Here is a 25111-nt window from a genome sequence, read left to right as displayed (position 1 = left end):
CCCTATTTTCAAGCGGAAGCCTGTTTACCCGCGGAGGACATGCCTTTGGGCAATGCGCGCAATATCGCCTTCTGGGTGGTTCTGTTTTTGATGATCCTGGCGCTGTTCAATCTGTTCAGCGACGGATCGGCTCAGATGAACAGCCGCCAGATCAGCTATTCCGATTTCATCCAGCGGGTGGAAAAGGACCAGGTCGCCGCCGTCACTATTGATGGCGAGAATGTCGGCATTACCGGTAAAGACGGCCAGCAATACTCGACCGTCCGTCCGCAGGGCGAAGAGCTGGCAAGCCGCCTGGTCGACCGTGGCGTCGATGTCCGGGTCGAGCGTCAGCAGCAATCCGGCTTCATGTCGCTTCTTGGCGTCTGGCTGCCCTTCATTCTGCTGATCGGCGTGTGGATCTTTTTCATGAACCGCATGCAGGGCGGCGGCAAAGGCGGGGCGATGGGCTTTGGCAAATCGCGCGCCAAGCTGCTGACCGAAAAGCACGGCCGCGTGACTTTTGACGATGTCGCCGGTATCGACGAAGCCAAAGAAGAGCTGGAGGAAATCGTCGAATTCCTGCGCAATCCGCAGAAATTCAGCCGTCTGGGCGGCAAGATTCCAAAGGGTGCGCTGCTGGTCGGCCCTCCCGGCACCGGTAAGACGCTGCTTGCGCGAGCCATCGCGGGCGAGGCCGGCGTGCCCTTCTTTACCATCTCGGGCTCGGATTTCGTCGAAATGTTCGTCGGCGTCGGTGCGAGCCGCGTCCGCGACATGTTCGAGCAAGCCAAGAAATCCGCCCCCTGCATCGTCTTTATCGACGAGATCGACGCCGTCGGCCGCGCCCGTGGTGTCGGCATCGGTGGCGGCAACGACGAACGCGAGCAGACGCTGAACCAGCTGCTGGTCGAGATGGACGGCTTTGACGCTAATGAGGGCGTCATCATCATCGCGGCCACCAACCGCAAGGACGTGCTTGATCCTGCGCTGCTGCGTCCGGGCCGCTTCGACCGTCAGATCTATGTGCCCAATCCCGATATCAAGGGCCGCGAAAAGATCCTTGCCGTCCATTCACGCAAGGTCCCCGTCGGCCCTGATGTGGACCTGCGCATCATCGCGCGTGGGACCCCGGGCTTTTCGGGCGCCGATCTGATGAACCTTGTGAACGAGGCTGCGCTGATGGCTGCCCGTATCGGTCGCCGCTTTGTCACCATGGAGGATTTTGAGAACGCCAAGGACAAGGTCATGCTGGGGGTTGAACGTCGCAGTATGGTGCTGACGCCCGAGCAAAAGGAAAAGACTGCCTATCACGAGGCCGGGCATGCCATCGTCGGGCTTAGCCTGCCGAAATGTGACCCGGTCTATAAGGCGACGATCATTCCGCGCGGCGGTGCCTTGGGCATGGTGGTTTCACTGCCGGAAATGGACCGGTTGAACTACCATAAGGACGAGGCCAAGGAAAAAATCGCCATGACGATGGCAGGCAAAGCAGCCGAGATCATCAAATATGGCGAAGAAGGCGTCTCGAACGGTCCGGCGGGCGACATCCAACAGGCCAGCCAGCTGGCCCGGGCCATGGTGATGCGCTGGGGCATGTCCGACAAGGTCGGCAACATCGACTATGCCGAGGCACATGAGGGCTATTCCGGCAATACCGGCGGCTTCTCGGTCTCGGCCGCGACCAAAGAGCTGATCGAGCAAGAGGTTCGCGACCTGATCGAGGAAGGCTACCAGACCGCATATCGCATCCTCACCGAGAAAAGCGAGGAATTCGAGCGTCTGGCCAAGGGCCTGCTGGAATATGAAACCCTGACGGGTGAGGATATCGGTCGCGTGATCCGGGGCGAGCCTCTGGGCGGTGACGATGATACGCCCGGCTCCTCGATTCCCTCGGTCAGCGCCATTCCGCGGGCCGGCGTGGCCACCCCGCCCTCGGATGCCGCGCCTCAACCCCAGGGCTGAGCCTGCGCGCTGATGAAATAGCCCCCGGTCACCAGGCCGGGGGCTTTTTGTTGTCTTCCAACGTGGTGACTGGCGGAAATTTGTCCTGTGCTGGAGGTCAGTCAGGGGCTGGCGGGGCTTGCACTGCCAGCCGGCGCAAGGCATGGGACAGACATGAACCGTCGCTACCCTGAACTGTCGCCGAACTCTGCCATGCCTGAACTGCGCGCGCGCATCGACGCGCTGGACGCGCAGCTGGTGGCGCTGCTTGCCGAACGTTCGGCGCTGATTGACGAGGCGGCAAGGATCAAGCTGCGCGAGAAACTGCCCGCCCGTATCGACAGTCGTGTCGAAGAGGTTGCTGCGAATGCCCGCCGCCTTGCCGGCAAGCATGGACTTGACCCCGATCTGGCTGAACGGCTGTGGCGGCTGATGATGGAGCATTTCATCGCGCAAGAGGATCGCGTCCTCTCCGCCCGCCCCGAGTGAAAGCCTCAGACGCTCCGACCGTCACTTACTGAACCGCACATGCAGCCTCTGGCCCGGCCCATGCATTCTTCCGTGATTAAATATCCATTCCGGAGGCCGCGATTGCGGATCTTGCACATAGCGAGCCGGTCAGACCGGGATCATCGTGCCCTGCAACATGGCGACCTGTTTGCGTCCGCCCTCGGCTTCGGCCCAGACATCGGCGGCGACCACGGTGATACGACGGCCTGAGCGGACGACCCGCCCTTCGGCCACCAGCCTGTCCCCGATGGCGGGCGAGAGCAGGTTGATCTTCATCTCGACCGTCATCACCTCGGCACCCTCGGGCATCAGTGTCAGCGCCGCATATCCTGCTGCCGAATCGCCGATCGAAAACGCCAGTCCGGCATGACCCGCACCATGCTGCTGCAACACGGTCGGCAGGATTGGGGCGGTGATGACGACCTTGCCCCGCGCGACCCCGTCAATGCACGCGCCCAGCGTGTGCATCATGCTCTGGCGGTCGAAACTGCTGCGGATGCGGCTTTCCAGGTCACTCATCGAACAGGCTTTCCTGTGCACGTGGCGCATCAAGACCCAGATGCCGCCAGCCCAGTCGCGCCAACATGCGACCGCGTGGCGTGCGGCTGACCAGTCCCTGCTGCATCAGATAGGGCTCGATCACCTCCTCGATGGCGTCGCGGCTTTCCGACAAAGCGGCAGAGAGGGTTTCCACCCCGACAGGCCCGCCGCCGTAATGTTCAGCGATCAGCGTCAGATAACGCCGGTCGGCACCATCAAGGCCCAGATGATCCACCCCCAGCCGGGTCAGCGCCGAATCGGCGATCTGGCGCGTCAGTCGGCCGTCGCCCTCGACCAGAGCAAAGTCGATCACCCGGCGCAGCAGCCTGCCGGCGATACGCGGGGTGCCCCGGGCGCGGCGGGCGATCTCGCGCGTGCCGTCAGGCTCGCTCGGGATGCCCATCAGCCGCGCGCCCCGGCTGACGATCAGGTCGAGTTCTTCAATTGTATAGAATTGCAGCCGTGTCGGGATGCCGAAACGATCACGCAGCGGCGTGGTCAGCAGGCCAAGACGCGTAGTCGCGCCGACAAGGGTAAAGGGTTGCAGCTCGATCCGCACCGTGCGGGCGGCGGGACCCTCGCCAATGACCAGATCCAGCTCGAAATCCTCCATCGCCGGATAAAGGACCTCTTCGACTGCCGGGTTCATGCGGTGGATCTCGTCGATGAACAGGACGTCGCGTGCTTCAAGATTGGTCAGAATTGCGGCCAGATCGCCCGCACGTGCCAGAACCGGTCCCGAGGTCATCTTGAAGTTCACGCCCAGCTCGCGCGCCATGATCTGCGCCAGCGTCGTCTTGCCAAGACCGGGTGGTCCATGAAACAGCGTGTGGTCCATGGCTTTGCCACGCATCCGCGCGCTTTCGATAAATACGCGCAGGTTGGCCCTTGCCTCGGCCTGACCGACGAAATCTTCCAGCCGCTGCGGGCGCAGGGCGCGGTCTTCGCCATCGCTTTCCAGCGGCTCGGGCCGCAGCAGGGGGTCGGGCTGGCTCATCTTGCGCCCCATGGGCCAGCGCCGGTCGTCATGGCCTGCAGGCGGGCGATGCGCTCTTCGGTCGGGGGATGGGTGGCAAACAGCCGGTCCATGCGCAGGGCGTGCAGCGGGTTGATGATAAACATGCTGGCCGAGGCCGGGTTCTGTTCGGCTGGCAGGTTCACCACCTGCGACGCTGCGCGCGAAATCCGCGCCAGCGCCGAGGCCAGGGCCAGGGGCTGGCCGCAGATTTCGGCCCCGATACGGTCAGCCTCATACTCCCGGGTGCGTGAGATCGCCATCTGCACCAGACCTGCCGCCAGAGGCGCAAAGATCATCGCCAGAATCGCAGCAAGCCCACCGCCGCGGTTTTCATCGCGGCCGCCGAACATCGACGAAAACATCAGCATATTGCCCAGCATGGCAATGGCCCCGGCCATGGTGGCGGTGACGGTCATGGTCAGCGTGTCGCGATGCTTGATATGCGCCAGCTCATGCGCGATCACCCCGGCCAGCTCGTCCCGGTTCAGCACGCGCATGATCCCTTGTGTTACCGCGACGGCGGCGTTTTCGGGGTTGCGGCCGGTGGCAAAGGCGTTCGGCTGTTCGGTTTCCAGAACATAAACCTTGGGCATCGGAAGATTGGCGCGCTGTGCCAGCGCCGCCACCATATCCACCAGCTCTGGCGCCTGTTCGCGGGTAACAAGATGCGCGCCCTGCTGGCGCAGCACCATCTTGTCGCTGTTCCACCATGCGAAAAGATTGCCTGCCCCGGCGAGGATCAGCGCGATCACTGCGCCGCCCTTACCGCCGATCAGCCCCCCCATGCCCATGATCAGCGCGGTCAGGGCGGCCATCAGGATGAAGGTGCGGATATTTCCGGTCATCGTCTCACTCCTTGGGCGCCAAAAGCCGCAGCGCCGCGCGGATCAACGCCGCCGTCTGGGCCTCGGGTTCCCGGGCGGCCGCCTCGGCCACCGCCGAAGCGGCCTCAGAGGGCGCATAGCCCAGATTGCCAAGCGCCGAGAGTGCATCCGCCGTTGTCTGCGCCGAAGAGGGCGCGGCGGGTTTTTTCGCGGTAGTGGCCGGGGCAGTAGGCGCGGCGGGCTCGGGCTCGGCCAGAACGCCGGGATCGACGGTCAGCGCACCGCCAAGTGCCATCACCGCCGGAGCCTTGTCCTTAAGCTCCATCGCCACCCGCTGGGCGAGTTTGGGCCCGACACCCGGAGCCTTGCGCAGCGCGGACCAGTCGCCAAGCGCCAGCGCCCGTGACAACCCTTCGGGTCCCAAAGTGCCAAGGATCGCCAGTGCCACCTTGGCCCCAACCCCCTGAACCGAGATCAGCAGCCGGTGCCATTCCTTTTCCAGCAGGGTGGTAAAGCCGAAAAGCTGCAACAGATCCTCGCGAACCAGCAGCTCTGTATATAGCGCGGTGGCCTGCCCTGCGGGGGGCAGGCTGGCGGCTGTGCGTTCGCTGACATGGACGATATAGCCCACGCCGCGCACGTCGATCAGAACATGGTCCTGAGCGCGATGCAGGATGATCCCCGCGATACGTCCGATCATGGCTTGACCCTCATGCGCTTGCCTTGATGCGCAGGGCGCGGCCCTGCTGGTGATGGGCATGGCAAATTGCCACTGCCAGCGCGTCAGCGGCGTCGGGGCCGGCGAATTCGACCCCCGGCAGCATAAAGCGGACCATATGCTGGATCTGCTCTTTGCCGGCATGGCCGACGCCGACGACGGTTTTCTTGACCGCGTTCGGGGCATATTCGCCGATCTCAAGCCCCGCCTCGGCCGGGGCGAGCAGGGCGATGCCGCGTGCCTGCCCCAGTTTCAGCGTGCCCACTGCGTCCTTGTTGACAAAGGTCTGCTCGACCGCGGCGCTGTCAGGGGCATGGCGGGCGATCACCGCGCAAAGCCCGCGATAAAGCGCGGCCAACCGCGGCCCCAGATCGCCCGCGTCGGAATGGACGATGCCGTTTTCCAGATGCCGCAGGCGCGGTCCGTCCACCGCGATCACGCCCCAGCCCATATTCCGCAGGCCGGGGTCTATGCCGATGATCTTCATGCCTGTTCCCTTTTTCCTCAGCGTTAGCACGAAAGGCGAACATCGCCTAGCGGCTTTCGTGAATTGCTTGACATCTCTGGCCCTCGCCGCGAACAGAGGGGCACGAAAAGGAACGAGGGACAATGTCGCCAGCACTGATCGCCGCGCTTCCGTTCATCGGGGCGCTATTGCCCGGTCTTCTGATCCGCTCGGGGCGCAATGTCGCGGCGATTTCTTGCGCGACGGCAAGTTTTATCGCGCTGCTTGGGCTTTGTCTGCATATCCCGGCCATCATGGCGGGTGAGGTGGTGACGGCGCGCCTTGAATGGCTGCCTTCGCTGGGGCTGAACGCGAATTTCCGTATTGATGGGCTTGGGCTTTTGTTCGGGATCCTGATCCTTGGGATCGGGCTGCTGATCATCGTCTATGCGCGCCATTACCTGTCGCGCGAAGATCCGGTCGGGGTGTTTTACACCTATCTGATGCTGTTTCAGGGCGCGATGCTTGGGATCGTGCTGTCGGATAATATCCTGCTGCTTTTGATCTTTTGGGAACTGACCTCGCTGTCTTCGTTCCTGTTGATCGGCTACTGGAAGCATCTGCCCGAGGGCAGGCAGGGCGCGCGCATGGCCCTGACCGTGACCGGCATGGGCGGGCTGGCGATGATTGCTGGTATGCTGATCCTTGGCCAGATCGCCGGCAGCTATGACATCGGTGATATCCTGCAAGCGCGCGAGGCGGTGCAGGCCAGCCCCTATTACCTTCCGGCACTGCTGCTGATTCTGCTGGGCGCCTTTACCAAATCGGCGCAGTTTCCGTTCCACTTCTGGCTGCCCCATGCGATGGCGGCGCCCACCCCGGTTTCGGCCTATCTGCATTCGGCCACCATGGTCAAAGCAGGGCTGTTCCTGATGGCGAGGCTGTGGCCGGTGCTGTCGGGCACGCCCGAGTGGTTCTATATCGTGGCGACCACCGGCCTTGTGACCATGGTGCTGGGCGCGTGGATCGCCATGTTCCGCGATGATCTGAAATCGCTGCTGGCTTTCTCGACCGTCTCGCATCTGGGGCTTATCACCATGCTTCTGGGCTTTGGCACCGAGGCGGCGGCGGTGGCGGCGGTCTTTCACATCATCAACCACGCCACATTCAAGGCGGCGCTGTTCATGACCGCCGGTATCGTCGATCACGAGGCCGGGACCCGCTCGATCGCGGGTCTGGGCGGGCTGCGGCGGCTGATGCCGGTGACTTTTGTGATCGGCACGGTTGCGGCGCTGTCCATGGCCGGCATCCCGCCGCTGAACGGCTTCCTGTCCAAAGAGATGATGCTTGAGCAGGCAGGCCATGCCGTCTGGCAGGGCCACCCCAGCCTGATCGCGGCGTTCGCGACGGCGGGCGCGCTGTTTTCGGTCTGCTATTCGCTGCGGTTTGTCTGGCAGGTGTTCTTTGGCGCGCCACGCAACGATTATCCTCATCACCCCCATGATCCGGGCTTTGGCCTGTGGTCAGCCCCGGCGGTGCTTGTGGTGCTTGTGGTGCTGATCGGGCTGTTCCCCGCCGTTATGGCTGGCTGGCTGGTCGATGCGGCTGCCAGTGCTGTCACCGGGACGGCCCAGCATCCGCATCTGGCGCTGTGGCATGGCGTGACCCCGGCGCTGATGATGTCGCTGACTGCGCTTGTCGGCGGGGTGCTGCTGCTGGTGCTGAACCGCAGGATGCTGGCCATCCGGGCGGCTATGGCCTGGCCTGATGCCAAGGCGATCTTTGATGCCGTCACCCGCGCCGTGACCTGCGCGGCGGTCGCGCTGACCGACCGGCTGACCAATGGTTCGATGTCACGGGCCTTTGCGGCCTTTTCGCTGACGGTGATGCTTTGCGGTTTCTGGGCCTTTTCGACCGGAGGCTGGCAGGGCGCGACACGTCCCATGCTGCCTATCCAGCCCGTGCCGCTGATCGGCTGGGCGGCGCTGATGGTCGCATGCGGCTGCATGGTCGCCTTTCATCGCAAACGCATCCTTGCGCTGGTGCTGGTGGGGATCATCGGACTGATGGTCTCGGTCAGCTTTATCTACCTGTCCGCCCCTGACCTTGCGCTGACCCAGATCTCGGTCGAGGTGGTCACGGTGGTTTTGCTGCTGCTGGCGCTGAACTTTCTGCCCAAGTTCACCGTCCTTGACAGCCGTGACCGCAAGCGGGCGATGGATGCCTTTATCGCCACGCTGACAGGCCTGGGCTTTGGCGCGCTGGCCTATGTCATCATGCGCAGCGATTTCGCCTTTTCCCCGATCTCGCAATATATGCTTGCCAATAGCCACAAGCTGGGCGGAGGCGACAATGTCGTCAACGTCATCCTCGTAGACTTCCGCGGCTATGATACCTTTGGCGAGATCACCGTTCTGGGTATCGCGGCGCTGACCATCTATGCCCTGACCGAGACATTGCTTGCCGGTGCAAGCGGTCGCCGGCTGCGCAACTGGGTTCATGACACCGCCCGTGCAGGGGATCGTCATCCGCTGATGCTGGTGGTCGTGACGCGGCTGGTGCTGCCGATTGCACTGGTGGTCGGGCTTTATATCTTCCTGCGCGGCCACAACGTGCCGGGCGGCGGGTTCATCGCCGGGCTGGTGGTCTCGGTGGCGCTGGTATCGCAATACATGGCTTCGGGGTTCGCCTGGGCGCAAGAGCGGCAAAAGATCAACTACCACGCCCTGATCGGCGCCGGGGTTATCGCCGCCGGCATCACTGGCATAGGGGCCTGGTTCGCCGGACAGCCGTTCCTGACCTCGACCTACGGCTATGTGAAGCTGCCCGGGCTTGAAGAGTTCGAGCTGGCCTCGGCCATGGGCTTTGACCTTGGCGTGTTCCTGTGCGTGCTGGGGGCCGTGATGCTGGCGCTGAACTCGCTGTCGCGGATTGCGCGGCAGGCGGGAGGCACGGTCAACCTGGACCCGATGGACATCGACCCCAGCAAGGAGGCGCGGCGCTGATGGAGCTTCTGTTGTCAGGCGCGATCGGGATGCTGACGGCGGCGGGGGTCTATCTGATCCTGCGTCTGCGGACCTTTGCCGTCGTGCTGGGCATGACGATGCTCAGCTATGCGATCAACCTTTTTCTGTTTGCGACCGGCAGGCTGGTGGTGAACGCGCCGCCGATCCTGAATGAGGCAGGCGGCCCCTATACCGATCCGCTGCCGCAGGCGCTGGTGCTGACCGCAATCGTGATTTCGTTCGGCATGACGGCGGTGGTGGTGATGATGGCGCTTGGCGCCTTTCTGGAAGGCGGGGACGACCGGGTGGATATGCCGCGCGCCGACCGCCTGCCTCCGGCACCGCAATCGCAGGACGGTGACGTATGAGCCATCTTATCATTGCCCCCGTTATCCTGCCCGCTGTCATCGGGCCGCTGATCATCCTGTGGATGCGCAACGACCTGATGTTGCAGCGCGTCTTTTCGATTGCGGGAACGGCGCTGCTCGCCGGGGTGGCGATCTATCTCAATGCCCTTGCCATGGGGGGCGACGTCCATGTCTATCGCCTGGGCAACTGGGCCGCGCCTTTTGGCATCGTGCTGATGCTCGACCGGCTGTCGGCGCTGATGCTTTTGCTGACGGCGGTGCTGGCGCTGGCGGTGCAGCTTTACGCCGTGGGGTCTGGCTGGGACCGCAAGGGGCGGCATTTCCACGCGCTATGGCAATTTCAGCTTATGGGGATCTGCGGCGCTTTTCTGACCGGGGACGCCTTTAACCTTTTCGTCTTTTTCGAGGTGCTGCTGATCGCCAGCTATGGGCTGATGATCCATGGCGGGGGCGGGATGCGCCTGCGCGCCGGTGTCCAGTACATCGCCTATAACCTTGCCGGCTCGACGCTGTTTCTGGCGGCGCTGGGGGTGCTTTATTCGGTCACCGGCACGCTGAACATGGCCGATATGGCGCTGCGCGTCGCGGCAATGCCGGCCGAGGATACCGCGCTGCTGCGGACCGGGGCGGTGCTGTTGATGCTGGTCTTTGCCGTCAAGGCGGCGCTGGTGCCGCTGCATTTCTGGCTGCCTTCGACCTATGCCAATGCTCCGGGGCCGGTGGCGGCGCTGTTTGCCATCATGACCAAGGTCGGGGTCTATGGCATCATCCGTTTCTTTACGCTGGTATTTCCGCAAGATGCGGTGATCGAGGGCGTGGTCGCCGATCTGCTTTTGCCAGCGGCGCTGTTCACGCTGGCCATCGGCCAGATTGGCATTCTTGGCACCCGCCATCTGGGACGGCTTGCCGCCTTTGCGGCCATCGGCTCGATCGGTACGCTGATGATCGCGGTGGCGCAGTTCAACCCGCAAGGGACTGCGGCTGCGGTCTATTACATGATCCATTCGACGCTGGCCGCCGGTGCGCTGTTTCTGATCATGGACATGATCGGCGCGCGGCGTGGTGACCTGTGGCTGCGGCTTGAACAGGTGATGCCCGGTAACGGGCTGGTCGCGGCGTTGTATTTCATTGCCGCAATTGCGGTCGCCGGAATGCCGCCGCTGTCGGGTTTTATCGGCAAGCTGCTGGTGATGCAGGCCACCCGCCCGGCCCCCGGGATGGTGTGGATCTGGGCGACGATCCTGATCACCTCGCTGATCGCGATCTATGCGCTGGCCCGCGCTGGCTCGATCGTGTTTTGGAAAAGCTACGAACTGGGCCCGGCCCCGGTTCCCGCACCACCAGCCGCCACTGGCCCCAAACTTGAACCGGACGAACCAATTCAGGATCTGGGCGATGCGCCGGCGAACTGGCTGGCGGTGGCCTCGGTCCTGCTGCTGTTGTCCGGGATTGTCGCCCTGACGGCACTTGCCGGTCCGGCCCTGCGGCTGGCCGAGGCGACTGCCGCGCAGCTGCATAACCCCGATGCCTATGTCTCGTCAGTGCTGGAAGCGCAGGAGGGCACGAAATGATCCGTCGCCTGCTTCCCCATCCCTGGCTGTCGGTTACGCTGGTGCTGGTGTGGATGGCGCTTGTCAACCGCTGGGCCGTCGGCTCGCTGGTCTTTGCGGTGATCATCGGCATCGTCGTCCCGCTGATGACCGCGCCCTATTGGCCCGGCGCGCAGGGCTATGGCAAGCCGCACAAGATCCCCGCCTATCTGGCCATCGTGCTGTGGGACATCATCAAGGCCAATTTCGCCGTGGCGCGCATCGTGCTGTTCACGCCGCGCCGGGCGCTGCGTCCGGCGTGGATATCGGTACCTCTGGATCTGCGCCGCCCCGAGGCGATCACCGCCCTTGCCGCAACCATCACCCTGACCCCCGGTACAGTCAGCTGCGACCTGTCCGAGGACGGTCGCGCCCTGCTGGTCCATGCCATGCACGCCCCTGATCCGCAGGGCATCCTTGATGAGATCAAGACCCGCTACGAGGCCCGGCTGAAGGAGATCTTTGAATGATCGCTTACGCGCTGATCTTCGCCTATGGCTGCTTTGGCATGGCGCTGCTTTTCTGTCTTTACCGGGTGGTCTTTGCGCCGGGGTTGTCGGATCGGGTGCTGGCGCTCGATACCATGTCGATCAATGTCATCGCGCTTTTGACGCTGTTTGGCATAGACAAGGGCACGACGATGTATTTCGAGGCCTCGCTGTTGTTTGCCATGGTTGGTTTCATTTCGACCGTGGCCTATGCGAAATTCGTCCTTCGCGGCGATATCATCGAATAGGGGGCGGGAATGATCGCGGAAATCATCGTCTCGGTTCTGTTGGTGGCGGGCGGGTTCTTTGGTCTTGTCGGCTCTTACGGGCTGGTCAAACTGCCCGATCCGATGACGCGCCTGCACGCGCCGACGAAATCGGCAACGCTGGGGGTCGGGGCGGTGCTTGTCGCCTCACTGATCTGGTTTCCGGCGCGCTATGGCGTGCTGACCTGGCACGAGCTGCTGATCACCCTGTTTTTGCTGCTGACCGCCCCTGTCACCGGCTATTTCATTGCCAAGGCCCATATGCATATGGGCTGGAGCCGCGACGAATTGCCGTGTCCCGCACCCGGCAAGGATTGGGCGACCTTTGCCGATCCGGACGAGGAAAGCTTTGTTGATCGCAAGCGCCGGGATCAGCAGGGCAGCCAGCCCCGCATATGAAAATGGGGCGGAAATCCCGCCCCGTTCTTTTTGATCTGATTGTTCCGGCGTCCCGCGCCTAGATCAGCCCGGCGTGAGACATTGCCGCATCAATGCGGGCCTTGGTCGCGTCGCTGAGGCCGACCAGCGGCAGCCGCACGCGGTCGCTGATCAGGCCAAGCCGCGACATGGCGTATTTCGCCCCGGCGACCCCCGGCTCAAGAAAGATCGCCACATGCAGCGGCATCAGCCGGTCCTGATATTCCAGCGCCTTGGCGTAATCGCCAGCCAGAGTTGCCTCTTGGAATTCGGCGCACAGCTTTGGTGCGACGTTCGCCGTGACCGAGATGCAGCCCACGCCGCCATGAGCGTTAAAGCCAAGCGCGGTCGCGTCCTCGCCCGACAGCTGGATAAAATCCTTGCCGCAGGCGATACGCTGCTGGCTTACCCGCTCAAGCTTGCCAGTGGCGTCCTTGACGCCGACGATACGCGGCAGTTTCGCCAGTTCGCCCATCGTTTCGGGCGTCATGTCGATGACCGAGCGGCCGGGGATGTTGTAGATGATGATCGGCAGCTCGCTTGCGTCATGCAACGCGGTATAATGCGCAATCAGCCCGTCCTGCGTCGGTTTGTTGTAATAGGGCGTCACCACCAGTGCCGCATTGGCCCCTGCGGCCTGAGCGTGCTGGACCAGCCCGATTCCCTCGCGCGTCGAGTTTGAGCCAGCCCCGGCGATAACCGGGATGCGGCCGGCGGACATGCGCACGACCTCTTCGATGACCAGACGGTGCTCCTCGTGGCTCAGGGTCGGGCTTTCGCCGGTGGTGCCGACGGGCACCAGACCATGGCTGCCCTGCTCGACATGCCACTCGACGAGCTTCTCCAGCGCTGGGAGATCCAGCTCCCCATCGGGGGTGAATGGCGTGACCAGCGCGGGCAGCGAGCCTCTGAACATGTGGGTATCCTGAATTTGCTTCTGTTGCGGGCTTACATCCGGGCGCGCGAATTGCCAAGGATTTGAGTTGCGCCCCCTGCAGGAAGCCCGCAGAAATGAAGCCATGATGTATCCTTTCCGTGACAGGCTTGTCGGGTTTGCTCTGGCCTTTGCCCTTAGTCTGGCCTTGCCGGCCCGGGCCGAGGATGCCCAGCGTTTGTCCCGGGCGTTGGGCGCTGCTGCGATGCGTGACTGGTCCGCTGCCACGGCCGAGGCCGAGGCCTCGGGTCCTGTCGCCCGCGACCTGATCCTGTGGCAGCGGCTGCGGGCAGGGCAGGGGACTTGGGCGGAATACCGCGACTTTGCTGCCCGTAATCGCGACTGGCCCGGCATGGCGCTGTTCTGGAAGCGCGGGGATGCACTGTTGCGGGCCGACCTGCCGCCGGATGAGGTGATCGGCTGGTTCGGCACGCGCCACCCCGACACGCTGAACGGTGCGATGGCGCTGATCGCGGCGCTAAAGAAAACCGATCCGCAGGCCGCCCGCGACGAGATTGCCCGTTTCTGGTCCGAACAGGCGCTAAGCAAGGCCGAGGCCGATGTTTTCCTGGCTGCCCATGGCGAAACGGTCGCGGGTCTGCACGATACGCGGCTGATGCGGCTTTTGGATCAGGGCGAATGGCAGGCCGCGCAGGTTGCCTTGCCGCTTGCCTCGGCTCCGGCGCAGGCCTTGGGCCGGGCGCGGCTGGCGCTGCAAGCTGGACAGACCGGCGTGGATGCGCTGATCCTTGCGCTGCCCGCCGGACAAAGAGATGACGCCGGGCTTGCGCTTGACCGCTTTCGCTGGCGGGTATGGGCCAAGATGCCGGATCTGGCACGCGATCTGATGCTGGAGCGTTCGACCAGTGCCGAGGCCTTGCGCGACCCTGCCGCCTGGGCTGGCAAGCGGGCCGATTACGCCAGGCTCGCGCTGCGGCAGGGCAACTGGGCGCTGGCTGAAAAGCTGGCCGCCGGGCATTTCCTGTCTGCGGGCGGCGATGATTATTCCGATCTGGAATGGCTTGCCGGTTATGCGGCCTTGCGAGGTGGCGCGCCGGACCGGGCGTTGGCGCATTTCCAGACGCTGGAAAAGGCGGTGGCAAGCCCGATCTCGCTATCGCGCGCCCATTACTGGCAGGGCCGGGCATACGAGGCCGCAGGGAAAACCGCCGACGCCAGTGCCGCCTATACCCGCGCCGCTGGCTACCAATCGGCATGGTATGGCCAGCTTGCCGCTGAAAAGCTGGGCCTGCCCATGCAGCCGGAGCTGGCGATTGCCGGGCGCAGCACCGAGACCTTGCCCGACTGGCGCGGCAGTGATTTGCGCGAAAACCGGATCTGGCAGGCGGGCGTCTGGCTGATCGCGGCAGGTGAGCCTGATCAGGCGGCCCGCTTTTTTCTGCATCTGGCCGAGACAGCCGCGCCCGAAGATATCGGTCGCATGGCCCGGCTGATGATGGAAATGCGCCTGCCTTGGCACGCGCTGCGCTTGGCCAAGGCAGCGGCGGCCAAGGGCGTCGTCTATCCTGCGGCCTATTACCCTCTGACCGGGCTTGAGACCCGTCCGCTGGGCCTGCCGCCCGAACTGGTCATGGCGATTGCGCGGCGGGAAAGCGAGTTCAACCATACCGTTTCATCGCATGCCGGGGCGCTGGGGCTGATGCAGGTGATGCCCGACACCGCGCGTTCGATGGCGCGGCGGCTGGGTGAGCCCTTTGATCAGGCGAGGCTGACCCGTGACGCCGCTTATAATGCCCGGCTGGGCGCAGCCTATCTGGCCGGGCTGCGCGACCGCTTCGGCCCCTCGATCGCGCTGGTCGCGTCGGGGTACAACGCCGGTCCGGGTCGTTCGGCCCGCTGGCTGGGCGAATTCGGAGACCTGCGCGGCGGGGTCGATCCGGTCGATTGGGTCGAGATGATCCCCTTTGACGAGACGCGCAACTACGTCATGCGCGTGGCCGAGGCGCTGCCAATCTATCGCGCCCGCATCAAAGGCACGCCGGTGCCTCTGGTCCCGACATGGGATCTGACCGGGGGCGGGATGAAACCTGCGCCCGCGCCTCCGCCGATCCGGCTGGTGCGTTCTGCCCGGCCCCTGATGACCACGCGGTCGCTGACCGGCTATGCGGCGGGTGGCGCGCTGGCCGAGGTATTGGGGCAGGCGGCGTTCTCGGTCGAAGAGGCGAATGCCGCCCCGCTCAGTTCAGTCCGGCCCGCTCGCGCTGGCGTGCGCGCCACCAGGTAAACAGGCCCGCGCCGACGACGATCAGCCCGCCGATGGCGACATTCGGTGCCAGCGTTTCACCAAAGATCGTCACGCCAAAGATGCTGACCCAGACAAGCTGGGTGTATGAAAAGGGCTGCAAGGTCGAAGCTTCGGCCAGTTCATAGGCCTTGATCAGCATGTAATGCGCGACCACCGCCGTCAGGCACAGCAGCAAAAGCCAGGGAATGTCGCGTCCTGCGATCGGTTCCCAATGCCAGACGCCGACAAGGGTGATGGCGATGGCTCCGACGATGCCGGTCCAGAAAAAGCTGACCATGGCCGGATCGTCGCGCCCGACCAGCCGGGTCAGCAGGCCATAAACCGCAAACATCGCCGCGCCGGCAAAAGGCAGGATCGCGTCAGAGCTGAAGACCCCGCTGCCCGGTTTCAGCACGATCAGGATGCCGACGAAACCAACCGCGACGGCTGCCCAGCGTCTCCAGCCGACCTTTTCGCCCAGGAACGGTCCCGACAGCGCCGATATCAGCAGCGGATAGCAGGAAAAGATCGCATGGGTGTTGATCAGGCCCAGACGCACAAATGCCTCGACCGTGACCACCACTTCGGCCACCAGAAGGACGCCGCGAAAGGCTTGTGTCCATGGCCGTTTTGACCGCGCTGCCCGCGCCAGCCCGCCCGACGAGCGGGCGCAGAGCAGGATGACGAATGCCGCGAAGAACCAGAACCGCAGCATGATGACAAAGATCGGGGAATAGGTGGCGCCCAGATAGCGCGAGATACCGTCCTGGGCTGCAAAGATCAGCGCCGATCCACAGATCAACAGGATGGCCGTGCCCTGACGCTCTGTCCGTGGGGCGGCAAGCGGTGGTGGAACGGCAGGCGGGCGGGCTGCCGGGGCCATCAGCGGCCCCGTCTGGCTGTCATTTGGCATCGGCGCATTTCCAGACTTGAAATCCGCCCATGCCTTTCCCGGCAGGAAAGGTCAAGCCGGGCTCAGTCGCGCTGACGCACTATTCCTGCCAATTCGTCGAAAAGCTGGGGGTTGGCGGCGACGATCGAGCCTGATTCCACCGGGCTTTGGCCGGGATGGATCGAATCGACCCGACCGCCAGCCTCTTTCACCAGCAGAACGCCAGCGGCCACGTCCCAGGATTTGATCCCGCGTTCCCAGTACCCTTCGTAGCGGCCCGCGGCGACATAGGCGAGATCCAGCGAGGCCGCGCCCCAGCGGCGCACGCCTGCGGTCAGCGGCATCAGCCGGCCAAGATCACGCAGCGTTGCAGGCAGGGGACCGCGCCCCGCGAAGGGAACGCCGGTGGCAAAGATCGACTCGATCATCTGCCGACGGCCCGAAACGCGGATACGGCGGTCGTTGAGAAATGCGCCGTCGCCCTTTTCAGCGGTAAACAACTCGTCCTTGGCGGCGTCAAAGACCACCGATGCGACAATCTCGCCCTTGTGCTCAAGGGCGATGCTGACCGCCCAATGGGGCAGGCCGTGCAGAAAGTTGGTGGTGCCGTCCAGAGGATCGACAATCCAGCGCCGGGTCGGGTCCTCGCCGTCCTCTTCGCCGGTTTCCTCGCCGATCCAGCCATAGTTCGGCCGCGCGTTGCGCAGCTCTTCCTTGATGATGCGCTCGGCCTCGCGGTCGGCGCGGCTGACGAAATCGCCCGCGCCCTTGACCGAGACCTGAAGGTTTTCGACCTCGCGGAAGTCTTTGACGAGGCTGCGGCCCGCCTTGCGCGCGGCCCTGATCATGATGTTGAGATTGGCGCTGGCCATGGCTTTTCCTTTTTGGGATTGGCCGATGTCTTAGGCGAAGGCCGTGGCAAAGTGAAGCGGGCGCGCCCCTCAGTGCGTTGCAATCATGGTGTGGCCCGGATGAAAGGCCACACGGACGGTGGTGATCGCGCCCAGATCGTTGAAGGTCGTGCGCTGCAGGATCAATAGCGCACTGCCTTGCCGCGTCTCTAGCAGGCGGGCATCGCGGGCATTGGCGTTCTCGGCTGAAAAGGCGATCTCGGCGCGCAGCCATGGCGCGTTGCGCACCAGCCATTCATTGGCGTTGACACGGTGAAAGTCGATCCCATCAACGCCCGGGGCAGCAGCCGGGTTGATCCAGCGATCCTCGGCCTGAAACGGCTTGCCGTCGCCGTAATGGACCGTGCGCAGATGGATCAGCATCTGACCCTCTGGCAGTTCCATCCGTTCGGCAATGGCGGCGGGGATCGGGCTTTTCTTTTGTGCAACGACGCGGTGGCTGTATTCCATTCCCGCCTGCTCGATCTGTTCGCGCACGATGGGAATGGTCAGTGTCGCCTTGCGCGTCGGGTTCACCGTCACATGTGTTCCGGCGCGGCGTTTGCGGTCCAGAAGCCCCTCTTTGGCCAGCAGTTGCAGGGCCTTGTTCACAGTGGCCCTGGCAGCGCCGAATTCGACGGCCAGCTCTGCTTCGTCCGGGATGCGGTCGCCCTGCCGCCATTCGCGGTCAGCGATACGGCGACGCACCTCGGTAACGATGGCCTGTGCCTTGGATGAGCTTTTTTCGGTCACATGTGGTCCTGAAGCCGTGAGATAGTCGTCAGATAATCCGCGATAATGCGATCGCGTTCCATATGCCGACCTTCGCTGACGACATGGCGGCCCGCCGACCAGACGTCCCGTACCAGCCCGTCGTGCCCGGCAAAGATCAGACTGTCGAGCATCTGATCGCCCTTGCGTCCCGCCATTACCGGATTTTCAAGGTCTACCGCGACCAGATCAGCCCACAGACCCTTGCGGATCGCCCCGGTCTCGCGCCCTGCGGCGGTCGCACCACCGTCAAGCCCGGCTTCATAAAGCACCCGTCCGGTCGAGCGTTCCTGCTCGGCCAGGATCGCCCGGCCCCGATCACGCAGGCGCTGGCTGTATTCCAGTGTGCGCAATTCTTCGACCAGCGAGATGCGGATGTTGCTGTCCGAGCCAAAGCCGACCCGGCCCTTTGCCGCTGCCCAGATCGTGCCGTTGAAGATGCCGTCGCCAAGGGATGATTCGGTGATCGGGCACAGCCCGGCGACTGCGCCGGTGGCGGCAAGGCGGCGGGTCTCATCCTTGGTCATGTGGGTCAGGTGGATCAGCGTCCAGCGCCGGTCGGGCTGGTGGTTGTCGAGCAGCCATTCGACCGGGCGGCGGCCATAGGCGGTGCTGATTTCCTCGATCTCGGGGACCTGCTCGGCCAGATGCATGTGCAACGGCCGGCCGGGCCGCAGATCGACGCAGGCCGCCAACCCCTCGGGCGAGACGGCGCGCAGCGAATGGGGCGCAACGCCGATACCGGCATCGGCGGGCAGGCCGCCAAGCGCCGCCTCCGAGGCGTCAAGCAGGCGCTGAAACTCTTCGGGCGTCGTGCCAAAGCGGTTCTGGCCGGGGGCAAGCGCGCGCTGGTCTACGCCGCCAAACTGGTAATGCACCGGCAAAAGCGTCAGGCCGATGCCCGTCCGGCTGGCCGCTGCTGCGATGCGCTCGGCCATCTCGGCGATATTGTCATAGGGCGCGCCGCCGGGGCCGTGGTGCAGATAATGGAACTCGACATTGGTGGCGTAACCGGCCTCCAGCATCTCCATCTGCACAAGGGCGGCGATGGCCTCGACATCATCTGGGCCAAGGTGGTCAAGAAAGCGGTACATGATTTGCCGCCAGGTCCAGAAGGTATCGCGTGGCTCGGGGCCCTTTGCCTCGGACAAGCCGGCCATGGCGCGCTGAAAGGCATGGCTGTGCAGGTTTGCCATTGCCGGCAGCAACAGTCCCGCCTGATGGCCGCGCCGCGCCGCGCCCTTTTCGACCTTGGCGATTCGGCCCTGATTGATCGTCACCCGGACATTTTCTGCCCATCCTTCGGGCAACAAGGCCCGTTTCGCCCAGATAACCGTCATCTCGTCACTCTTCCTTGCGTCAAAATAAGTTTAGACATAGAGGTTAATTAAGTTTAGACATAGAACAACCTGGAAATCAATCGGGGATGCGAGCCGATGAAGCTTCTTCACCACGCACATCTTGTAACAATGGACGAAAAGTCAGGCGGTTATGGCCTGATTGAGCAAGGCGCGGCGGTGATCGGAGACGACCGAATCATCTGGGTTGGGGCTGAAGCGGATCTGCCTGCCGAATATACCGGTGCGACGCGCGAGGATCTGGGCGGGCGGCTGGTGACCCCCGGGCTGATCGACTGTCACACCCATATCGTCTTTGGCGGCGACCGCGCGCGCGAGTTCGAGATGCGGCTGGAAGGCGCCTCTTACGAAGAGATCGCCCGCGCCGGCGGCGGCATCCTGTCCAGCGTTCGCGCCACGCGTGAAGCGGACGAAGAGGCGTTGCTGGCCTCGGCCCTGCCGCGTGTCGATACTTTGCTGGCCGAAGGGGTCACGACGCTTGAGATCAAGTCGGGCTATGGGCTCGATGTTGATGGCGAGCTCAAGATGCTGCGCGTTGCCCGTCGTATCGGCCAGATGCGCAAGGTAACGGTGCGCACCACCTGGCTTGCCGCCCATGCCCTGCCGCCGGAATACAAGGATGACCGTCAGGGTTATATCCGCGATGTCGTCATTGCCGGGATGGAGCGCGGCCATGCCGAAGGGCTGATCGACGCCGTTGACGGATTCTGCGAAGGCATCGCGTTTTCGCGCGAGGAAATGGCGGGGATCTTTGATCACGCCGTCCGGCTTGGCCTGCCGGTCAAGCTGCATGCCGAGCAGCTGTCCGATCTGGGCGGTGCGGCTATGGCTGCGCAGCATGGCGCGCTGTCGGCCGATCACCTTGAATATCTGGGCCAGGACGGGATCAAGGCGATGGCGGCCTCGGGCACCGTCGCGGTACTGCTGCCCGGTGCATTCTATACGCTGCGCGAGACGCAATATCCGCCGATGCAGGGGCTGCGTGATGCTGGCGTGCCGATTGCGCTGGCGACGGATTGCAACCCCGGCACCTCGCTGCTGACCTCTCTGCTTTTGACCATGAACATGGGCGCCACACTGTTTCGCATGACCCCGGCCGAATGTCTGGCGGGCGTTACGCGCCATGCTGCGCAGGCGCTGGGCCTTGAGGATCGCGGCCGGCTTGCTGCCGGGATGCGCGCCGATCTGGCCGTCTGGGACATCCGGCATCCGGCCGAGCTGACCTATCGCATCGGTTTTAATCCCCTTCATGCCCGCATCGTCGGAGGCGAACTTGTCTGAACTGATCCTTATTCCCGGTGAAACGACACTCGCGCAGCTGGAGCGTATCTGGCGCGAGGGGCTGGCCGCGCGGCTGGACGACTCGGCCCGTGCGGGCATCGCCGAATCTGCCGCCCGGATCAATGCCGCCGCCAATGGCGAGGTTCCGGTCTATGGCGTGAACACCGGCTTTGGCAAACTGGCCTCGATCAAGATCGCGGCGCAGGACACCGCGACGTTGCAGCGCAACCTGATCCTGTCGCATTGCTGCGGCGTGGGCGAACCGGTCGAGCCCGAGACCGTGCGCCTGATCATGGTGCTGAAACTTTTGTCGCTGGGCCGTGGCGCTTCGGGTGTGCGTCCCGAGGTAATCCGGCTGATCGAGGACATGCTTGCCCGTGGCGTGCTGCCGGTGATCCCGTCGCAAGGTTCAGTCGGCGCTTCGGGCGATCTGGCGCCGCTGGCCCATATGGCTGCTGCCATGCTGGGCGAAGGCCGCGCAATGTTCGAAGGCCGCGAAATGCCCTCGGCCGAGGCGCTGGCGGCCGCGGGTCTCAAGCCCGTGGTGCTTGCTGCCAAAGAGGGGCTGGCGCTTATCAACGGCACGCAGGTTTCGACCGCATTCGCGCTTGCCGGGCTGTTTGACGCCTTTGCCGCCGCACGGGCTGCGCTGGTCACCTCGTCGCTGTCGACCGATGCGATCATGGGATCGACCGCGCCTTTCCTTGACGAAATCCACACTTTGCGCGGTCATCGCGGCCAGATCGTCGCGGCGCGCACCATCCGCGCGCTGATGGACGGGTCAGAGATCCGCGAAAGCCACCGCGAAGGCGACAGCCGCGTGCAGGATCCTTATTGCATCCGCTGTCAGCCTCAGGTCACCGGCGCCTGTATTGATCTGCTGTGGCAGGCTGCCCGCACCCTTGAGATCGAGGCGAATGCCGCAACCGACAACCCGCTGGTGCTGGTCGGCGCTGACCTTATCGTCTCGGGCGGGAACTTCCATGCCGAGCCGGTGGCCTTTGCCGCTGACCAGATTGCGCTGGCAATTGCCGAGATAGGGGCCATTTCACAGCGCCGCATTGCGCTGATGGTCGATCCGGCGCTGAGCCATGATCTGCCGCCCTTCCTGACCCCCGATCCGGGTCTGAACTCTGGCCTGATGATCGCCGAGGTGACCTCGGCCGCGCTGATGAGCGAGAACAAGCATCTGGCCACGCCATGCAGCACCGATTCCACGCCCACCTCGGCCAACCAGGAAGACCACGTGTCGATGGCGGCCCATGGTGCGCGGCGGCTTAAGCGGATGAATGCGAACCTCGCGCAGATCCTTGGTATCGAGGCGCTTTGCGCCAGCGCCGGGGTCGAGTTCCGCGCCCCGCTGCGGACCTCGGGCCCGCTGCAGGCGGTGCTGACGGCGCTGCGCCAGACGGTGCCCGTGCTGGAACAGGACCGTTATCTGGCCCCCGACCTGGCCGAATCCGCCCGGCTGGTGCGCGAAGGCGTGTTGGCTGGTGCCGTTCCCGGCCACCTGCTGGATGAGGTGCGGCCGTGAATCCCGTCGAGGTCATCCAAGGCGACAGCCCGGTCATTCTGGGCCTGCCCCATACCGGGACCTGGCTGCCGGACGACATTCGTGCCCGGCTGAACCCGCGCGGACAGGTGCTGGCCGATACCGACTGGCATATCGAGCGGCTTTATGACCGGCTGCTGCCCGGCGCGACAACGGTGCGCGCGACCTTTCATCGCTATGTCATCGACGCCAATCGCGGGCCGGATGATGCAAGCCTTTATCCCGGCCAGAACACCACCGGCCTTGTGCCGCTGACCGATTTCGACGGCGAAGCGATCTGGCTGACCGAACCGGGTGCCGAGGAAATCGCCGACCGCAAAGCCCGCTTTCACACCCCCTATCATCAGGCGCTTACCGCCGAGATCGAGCGGGTGCGGGCGCGCCATGGCGTGGCAATTCTTTACGACTGCCACTCGATCCGCTCGGTGATCCCCTTTCTGTTCGAAGGCGTACTGCCGGATTTCAATATCGGCACCAACAGCGGCGCGTCCTGCGACAAGCGTATCGAAGCAGCCACGGCCGAGCTTTGCGCCGCCACTGGTCGCAGCAATGTGGTGAACGGCCGCTTTAAGGGCGGCTGGACAACCCGGCACTATGGCCAGCCGCAGCAGGGCGTTCACGCCATCCAGATGGAGCTGGCGCAATCGACACATCTGGCGACCGAGACCCCGCCCTTTGCCTATGACGAGTCCAAGGCCGAAACATTGCGGGTAACGCTGCGGGCGATCCTTGAACGTCTTGCGGCACTGGCACCGGAGCTGCGCGCATGAAGCCGTTGCAGGGCATCAGGGTACTTGATCTGTCCCGCGTGCTGGCGGGGCCATATTGCACCGCGCTTCTGGCCGATCTGGGGGCCGAGGTCATCAAGCTGGAGCCTCCGGCCGGTGACGATTACCGCCATATCGGCCCGTTCAAGGACGGAGAAAGCGCGCTTTTCACGTTGAACAACCGGGGCAAGCAAAGCCTTGTCCTGGACCTCAAGGCGCCCGAAGATCTGGCGCTGGCCCGCGACATTGCCGCCCGCGTCGATGTGGTGGTCGAGAATTTCCGTCCGGGCGTCGCTGCGCGGCTGGGCCTTGGGCCCGAGGCGCTGCGCGAGGCAAATCCGCGGCTGGTCTATTGCTCGATCTCGGGTTTTGGCCAGAATGGGCCGTTCCGTGACTTGCCGGCCTATGATCTGGTCGTGCAGGCCATGTCGGGCCTGATGGCCGGCACAGGCGAAGAGGGCGGTGCGCCGCTAAAGACCGGCGAAAGCATGGCCGACCTGATCGCGGGGCTGTTTGCAAGCTGGGCGATCATGGCCGCGCTTGTGAACCGCAACACCACGGGGCAGGGCGCGACGCTGGACGTTGCCATGTATGACGCGCTGTTCTCGATGCTGACGACCAGCCATGCGCTGCATTTCTATGCCGGGCAGGTGCCGCAGCGGGTGGGCAACCGTCACCCCCTTTCCACCCCGTTTGGCTGCTTTGCGACCCGCGACGGGCAGGTGGTGATTGCGGTTCTGAACGGTAAGCAGTTCACCACGCTTGCAACGCTGATCGGTGCGCCCGAGGCCGCGCAGGATCCGCGCTTTGCCAGCGACGAAAGCCGCACCGCGCATGAGCCCGAGGTAAAGCGCCTGATCGAAAACTGGTCGCGCGAGCTGACGACAGAGGAGGCTGTCGCAGCCCTTGCCGGGGTGGGCCTGCCCGCTGCGCCGATCTGGGACATTGCCCAGGCGGCGGACAACGAACATGCCCGGACCCGCGAACTGGTCAGCCAGTTGCCGCATCCGGTGCTGGGACTTGCCCCGACCATTGGCCAGCCGGTGCGCTTTGACGCAGCAAAGCCTGTGGCCACGACATCGGCCCCGCGCCTTGGCGGAGATCGCGCCGCCATCCTGCGCGAATTCGGATTGGAGGAGACCGCATGAGCGATGACTGGCACATGCTGAACGAGGAAGAGCGGCTGTTCTGCGACGTGCTGGAACGCATCTGCGCCGAGCAGATCGCGCCGAAGGCTGCCGGGACTGATGAAACTTCGGCTTTTGTCCACGACCAGCTTGCCGTTCTGGGCGAGGTCGGGATGATGGGCGCCAACCTGCCCGAGGAATATGGCGGCAGCGGTATTTCCGCCCCGGCGCTGTTGCGTGCGGTGGCGATCGTTGCAGGGGCCTGTGGCTCGACCGCTTCGGCGCTGACAGCGCATTACCTTGCGACCGATTCTATCCTGCTGGGCGGGACCGAGGCGCAGAAACAGCAGTGGCTGCCGAAAGCCGCATCGGGCGAAGTTCTGGGCGCTTTTGCCCTGACCGAGCCGACCGCCGGGTCCGACCCCGCCGATATGAAGACCCGCGCCCGCCGGACCGAGAATGGCTGGCATCTGAAGGGCACGAAATGTTTTATTTCGAACGGCGGCGTTGCGGATTTCCTCGTCGTCTATGCGGTGACCGACGCTGAAAAGGCGCATCGCGGCATCTCGGCCTTTATCCTGCCCAAGGGCACGCCGGGGCTTGAGCCGGGTGCCCCTGAAAAGACCATGGGGCTGAAGGGCGGGCATGTGTTCACCCTGAGCCTTGATTGCCATCTGCCCCATGACGCCCTGCTGGGCGAAGAGGGCCGGGGTTTCCGCACCGCGATGCAGGTGCTGGACAACGGCCGCATCGAGGTCGCCGCGCAATGCCTGGGTCTGGCCGAGGCGGCGATGAAGGCCTCGATTGCCTATGCCAAGGATCGTGTGATCGGTGGCCAGCCGCTCAGCGAACGGCAGGGCATCCGCTGGATGATCGCCGATATGGGCGTCGCCTATCGGCAGGCGCTTTTGCTGTCGCAGGATGCGGCACGGCAGCGGCAGGCGGCGCATCATGGCGGTGGGCGCTTTTCGCTTGCCTCCAGCATGGCCAAGCTTGCGGCCAGTGAGGCGGCTGGCCGCATCGCTGACACCGCGCTGCAACTGCACGGCGGCTATGGCTACACCCGCGACTTCCCCATCGAGAGGATCGCCCGCGATCTGCGCATCATGCGGATCTACGAGGGCTCCTCGGAAATCCAACGCATCATCATTTCCGGCCATCTGCTGGCTTGAACGGAGAGAGA

24 protein-coding genes are annotated in these 25111 nt (G+C 64.2%); 14 read left to right on the top strand and 10 right to left on the bottom strand.

What is annotated here, in order from left to right; all coding sequences use genetic code 11:
* The first annotated feature begins 45 nt into the window (after positions 1-45).
* A complete protein-coding gene (gene ftsH, locus F8A10_RS09395; RefSeq protein ID WP_085501808.1) occupies positions 46-1944 on the top strand; it encodes an ATP-dependent zinc metalloprotease FtsH in 1899 nt (632 codons plus the stop codon).
* Positions 1945-2097: 153 nt separating this feature from the next.
* Positions 2098-2412, top strand: a complete 315-nt coding sequence (locus F8A10_RS09390) for a chorismate mutase (protein WP_040601711.1) — start codon at positions 2098-2100, stop codon at positions 2410-2412.
* Positions 2413-2541: 129 nt separating this feature from the next.
* Here F8A10_RS09390 and F8A10_RS09385 read toward each other — a convergent pair whose 3' ends face one another.
* The 5 genes from F8A10_RS09385 to ruvC are packed head-to-tail and all read right to left on the bottom strand — an operon-like array spanning position 2542 to position 6020.
* Positions 2542-2952: a PaaI family thioesterase gene (locus F8A10_RS09385; RefSeq protein WP_152367182.1), complete on the bottom strand. Its 411-nt coding sequence runs from the start codon at positions 2950-2952 to the stop codon at positions 2542-2544.
* On the bottom strand, positions 2945-3970 hold the full coding sequence (gene ruvB, locus F8A10_RS09380) for a Holliday junction branch migration DNA helicase RuvB (protein WP_010393728.1): 1026 nt from the start codon (positions 3968-3970) through the stop codon (positions 2945-2947). The genes F8A10_RS09385 and ruvB overlap by 8 nt, the downstream gene beginning before the upstream one ends.
* On the bottom strand, positions 3967-4836 hold the full coding sequence (htpX, locus tag F8A10_RS09375; RefSeq protein WP_152367181.1) for a zinc metalloprotease HtpX: 870 nt from the start codon (positions 4834-4836) through the stop codon (positions 3967-3969). Before htpX ends, ruvB begins: the two co-directional genes overlap by 4 nt.
* Positions 4837-4840: 4 nt before the next feature.
* The gene (gene ruvA / locus F8A10_RS09370; protein ID WP_152367180.1) at positions 4841-5515 is read right to left on the bottom strand and encodes a Holliday junction branch migration protein RuvA; all 675 of its coding nucleotides are present in this window, start codon (positions 5513-5515) and stop codon (positions 4841-4843) included.
* 10 nt (positions 5516-5525) lie between these two features.
* Positions 5526-6020, bottom strand: coding sequence for a crossover junction endodeoxyribonuclease RuvC (gene ruvC / locus F8A10_RS09365; RefSeq protein ID WP_010393734.1), 495 nt, complete (start codon positions 6018-6020; stop codon positions 5526-5528).
* Between the two features lie 122 nt (positions 6021-6142).
* Between ruvC and F8A10_RS09360 the strand changes: the two genes are divergently transcribed.
* Genes F8A10_RS09360 through F8A10_RS09335 form a run of 6 tightly spaced genes read left to right on the top strand, consistent with a single transcriptional unit; the run spans position 6143 to position 12093 of the window.
* Positions 6143-8983 carry a monovalent cation/H+ antiporter subunit A gene (locus F8A10_RS09360; protein ID WP_010393736.1) on the top strand — a complete coding sequence of 947 codons (2841 nt, stop codon included), beginning with the start codon at positions 6143-6145 and terminating at the stop codon, positions 8981-8983.
* Entirely contained in the window at positions 8983-9351 is a 369-nt protein-coding gene (locus tag F8A10_RS09355; RefSeq protein WP_010393737.1) for a Na+/H+ antiporter subunit C, read from the top strand. The genes F8A10_RS09360 and F8A10_RS09355 overlap by 1 nt, the downstream gene beginning before the upstream one ends.
* Positions 9348-10922 (top strand): monovalent cation/H+ antiporter subunit D, encoded by a 1575-nt coding sequence (locus F8A10_RS09350; RefSeq protein WP_085501753.1) that lies wholly within the window; start codon positions 9348-9350, stop codon positions 10920-10922. The genes F8A10_RS09355 and F8A10_RS09350 overlap by 4 nt, the downstream gene beginning before the upstream one ends.
* On the top strand, positions 10919-11410 hold the full coding sequence (locus tag F8A10_RS09345) for a Na+/H+ antiporter subunit E (RefSeq protein ID WP_010393741.1): 492 nt from the start codon (positions 10919-10921) through the stop codon (positions 11408-11410). Before F8A10_RS09350 ends, F8A10_RS09345 begins: the two co-directional genes overlap by 4 nt.
* Positions 11407-11676, top strand: coding sequence for a K+/H+ antiporter subunit F (locus F8A10_RS09340; RefSeq protein ID WP_010393744.1), 270 nt, complete (start codon positions 11407-11409; stop codon positions 11674-11676). Before F8A10_RS09345 ends, F8A10_RS09340 begins: the two co-directional genes overlap by 4 nt.
* A 9-nt stretch (positions 11677-11685) precedes the next feature.
* The gene (locus tag F8A10_RS09335) at positions 11686-12093 is read left to right on the top strand and encodes a Na+/H+ antiporter subunit G (protein ID WP_010393745.1); all 408 of its coding nucleotides are present in this window, start codon (positions 11686-11688) and stop codon (positions 12091-12093) included.
* 58 nt (positions 12094-12151) lie between these two features.
* On the opposite strand, the gene dapA is transcribed toward F8A10_RS09335, so the two are convergent.
* Positions 12152-13027, bottom strand: a complete 876-nt coding sequence (dapA, locus tag F8A10_RS09330) for a 4-hydroxy-tetrahydrodipicolinate synthase (protein WP_010393747.1) — start codon at positions 13025-13027, stop codon at positions 12152-12154.
* Between the two features lie 103 nt (positions 13028-13130).
* On the opposite strand from dapA, the gene F8A10_RS09325 reads away from it, so the two are divergent.
* Positions 13131-15290: a lytic transglycosylase domain-containing protein gene (locus tag F8A10_RS09325; protein WP_029371537.1), complete on the top strand. Its 2160-nt coding sequence runs from the start codon at positions 13131-13133 to the stop codon at positions 15288-15290.
* On the opposite strand, the gene F8A10_RS09320 is transcribed toward F8A10_RS09325, so the two are convergent.
* The 4 genes from F8A10_RS09320 to F8A10_RS09305 all read right to left on the bottom strand — a co-directional run bounded on the left by F8A10_RS09320 (position 15244) and on the right by F8A10_RS09305 (position 19183).
* A complete protein-coding gene (locus tag F8A10_RS09320) occupies positions 15244-16203 on the bottom strand; it encodes a DMT family transporter (RefSeq protein ID WP_010393751.1) in 960 nt (319 codons plus the stop codon). The two genes, F8A10_RS09325 and F8A10_RS09320, sit on opposite strands and share 47 nt — an antisense overlap.
* Positions 16204-16265: 62 nt before the next feature.
* A complete protein-coding gene (locus F8A10_RS09315) occupies positions 16266-17054 on the bottom strand; it encodes an inositol monophosphatase family protein (protein WP_152367179.1) in 789 nt (262 codons plus the stop codon).
* Between the two features lie 69 nt (positions 17055-17123).
* The gene (locus tag F8A10_RS09310; RefSeq protein ID WP_152367178.1) at positions 17124-17825 is read right to left on the bottom strand and encodes a GntR family transcriptional regulator; all 702 of its coding nucleotides are present in this window, start codon (positions 17823-17825) and stop codon (positions 17124-17126) included.
* Entirely contained in the window at positions 17822-19183 is a 1362-nt protein-coding gene (locus F8A10_RS09305; protein WP_085501750.1) for a formimidoylglutamate deiminase, read from the bottom strand. The genes F8A10_RS09310 and F8A10_RS09305 overlap by 4 nt, the downstream gene beginning before the upstream one ends.
* A 96-nt stretch (positions 19184-19279) precedes the next feature.
* Between F8A10_RS09305 and hutI the strand changes: the two genes are divergently transcribed.
* The 5 genes from hutI to F8A10_RS09280 are packed head-to-tail and all read left to right on the top strand — an operon-like array spanning position 19280 to position 25100.
* On the top strand, positions 19280-20482 hold the full coding sequence (gene hutI / locus F8A10_RS09300) for an imidazolonepropionase (RefSeq protein WP_152367177.1): 1203 nt from the start codon (positions 19280-19282) through the stop codon (positions 20480-20482).
* Positions 20475-22016, top strand: coding sequence for a histidine ammonia-lyase (gene hutH / locus F8A10_RS09295; RefSeq protein WP_152367176.1), 1542 nt, complete (start codon positions 20475-20477; stop codon positions 22014-22016). Before hutI ends, hutH begins: the two co-directional genes overlap by 8 nt.
* Positions 22013-22804, top strand: a complete 792-nt coding sequence (gene hutG / locus F8A10_RS09290) for an N-formylglutamate deformylase (protein ID WP_152367175.1) — start codon at positions 22013-22015, stop codon at positions 22802-22804. Before hutH ends, hutG begins: the two co-directional genes overlap by 4 nt.
* A complete protein-coding gene (locus F8A10_RS09285) occupies positions 22801-23949 on the top strand; it encodes a CaiB/BaiF CoA transferase family protein (RefSeq protein ID WP_085501747.1) in 1149 nt (382 codons plus the stop codon). Before hutG ends, F8A10_RS09285 begins: the two co-directional genes overlap by 4 nt.
* A complete protein-coding gene (locus F8A10_RS09280; RefSeq protein WP_152367174.1) occupies positions 23946-25100 on the top strand; it encodes an acyl-CoA dehydrogenase family protein in 1155 nt (384 codons plus the stop codon). Before F8A10_RS09285 ends, F8A10_RS09280 begins: the two co-directional genes overlap by 4 nt.
* Positions 25101-25111 lie beyond the last annotated feature (11 nt).

This window comes from Paracoccus kondratievae, from assembly GCF_009301415.1.
GTDB lineage: Bacteria > Pseudomonadota > Alphaproteobacteria > Rhodobacterales > Rhodobacteraceae > Paracoccus > Paracoccus kondratievae.
This window is presented reverse-complemented; position numbering and strand designations above follow the sequence as displayed.

Coding starts and splice junctions, on each gene's coding strand:
- F8A10_RS09390 (WP_040601711.1), top strand. CDS start 2,098: ATGAACCGTCGCTACCCTGAACTGTCGCCGAACTCTGCCATGCCTGAA.
- ruvB (WP_010393728.1), bottom strand. CDS start 3,970: ATGAGCCAGCCCGACCCCCTGCTGCGGCCCGAGCCGCTGGAAAGCGAT.
- F8A10_RS09325 (WP_029371537.1), top strand. CDS start 13,131: ATGATGTATCCTTTCCGTGACAGGCTTGTCGGGTTTGCTCTGGCCTTT.
- htpX (WP_152367181.1), bottom strand. CDS start 4,836: ATGACCGGAAATATCCGCACCTTCATCCTGATGGCCGCCCTGACCGCG.
- F8A10_RS09360 (WP_010393736.1), top strand. CDS start 6,143: ATGTCGCCAGCACTGATCGCCGCGCTTCCGTTCATCGGGGCGCTATTG.
- dapA (WP_010393747.1), bottom strand. CDS start 13,027: ATGTTCAGAGGCTCGCTGCCCGCGCTGGTCACGCCATTCACCCCCGAT.
- F8A10_RS09335 (WP_010393745.1), top strand. CDS start 11,686: ATGATCGCGGAAATCATCGTCTCGGTTCTGTTGGTGGCGGGCGGGTTC.
- F8A10_RS09340 (WP_010393744.1), top strand. CDS start 11,407: ATGATCGCTTACGCGCTGATCTTCGCCTATGGCTGCTTTGGCATGGCG.
- F8A10_RS09285 (WP_085501747.1), top strand. CDS start 22,801: ATGAAGCCGTTGCAGGGCATCAGGGTACTTGATCTGTCCCGCGTGCTG.
- F8A10_RS09320 (WP_010393751.1), bottom strand. CDS start 16,203: ATGCCAAATGACAGCCAGACGGGGCCGCTGATGGCCCCGGCAGCCCGC.
- F8A10_RS09385 (WP_152367182.1), bottom strand. CDS start 2,952: ATGAGTGACCTGGAAAGCCGCATCCGCAGCAGTTTCGACCGCCAGAGC.
- ruvC (WP_010393734.1), bottom strand. CDS start 6,020: ATGAAGATCATCGGCATAGACCCCGGCCTGCGGAATATGGGCTGGGGC.
- ruvA (WP_152367180.1), bottom strand. CDS start 5,515: ATGATCGGACGTATCGCGGGGATCATCCTGCATCGCGCTCAGGACCAT.
- F8A10_RS09280 (WP_152367174.1), top strand. CDS start 23,946: ATGAGCGATGACTGGCACATGCTGAACGAGGAAGAGCGGCTGTTCTGC.
- F8A10_RS09305 (WP_085501750.1), bottom strand. CDS start 19,183: ATGACGGTTATCTGGGCGAAACGGGCCTTGTTGCCCGAAGGATGGGCA.
- hutI (WP_152367177.1), top strand. CDS start 19,280: ATGAAGCTTCTTCACCACGCACATCTTGTAACAATGGACGAAAAGTCA.
- F8A10_RS09345 (WP_010393741.1), top strand. CDS start 10,919: ATGATCCGTCGCCTGCTTCCCCATCCCTGGCTGTCGGTTACGCTGGTG.
- F8A10_RS09315 (WP_152367179.1), bottom strand. CDS start 17,054: ATGGCCAGCGCCAATCTCAACATCATGATCAGGGCCGCGCGCAAGGCG.
- F8A10_RS09350 (WP_085501753.1), top strand. CDS start 9,348: ATGAGCCATCTTATCATTGCCCCCGTTATCCTGCCCGCTGTCATCGGG.
- F8A10_RS09355 (WP_010393737.1), top strand. CDS start 8,983: ATGGAGCTTCTGTTGTCAGGCGCGATCGGGATGCTGACGGCGGCGGGG.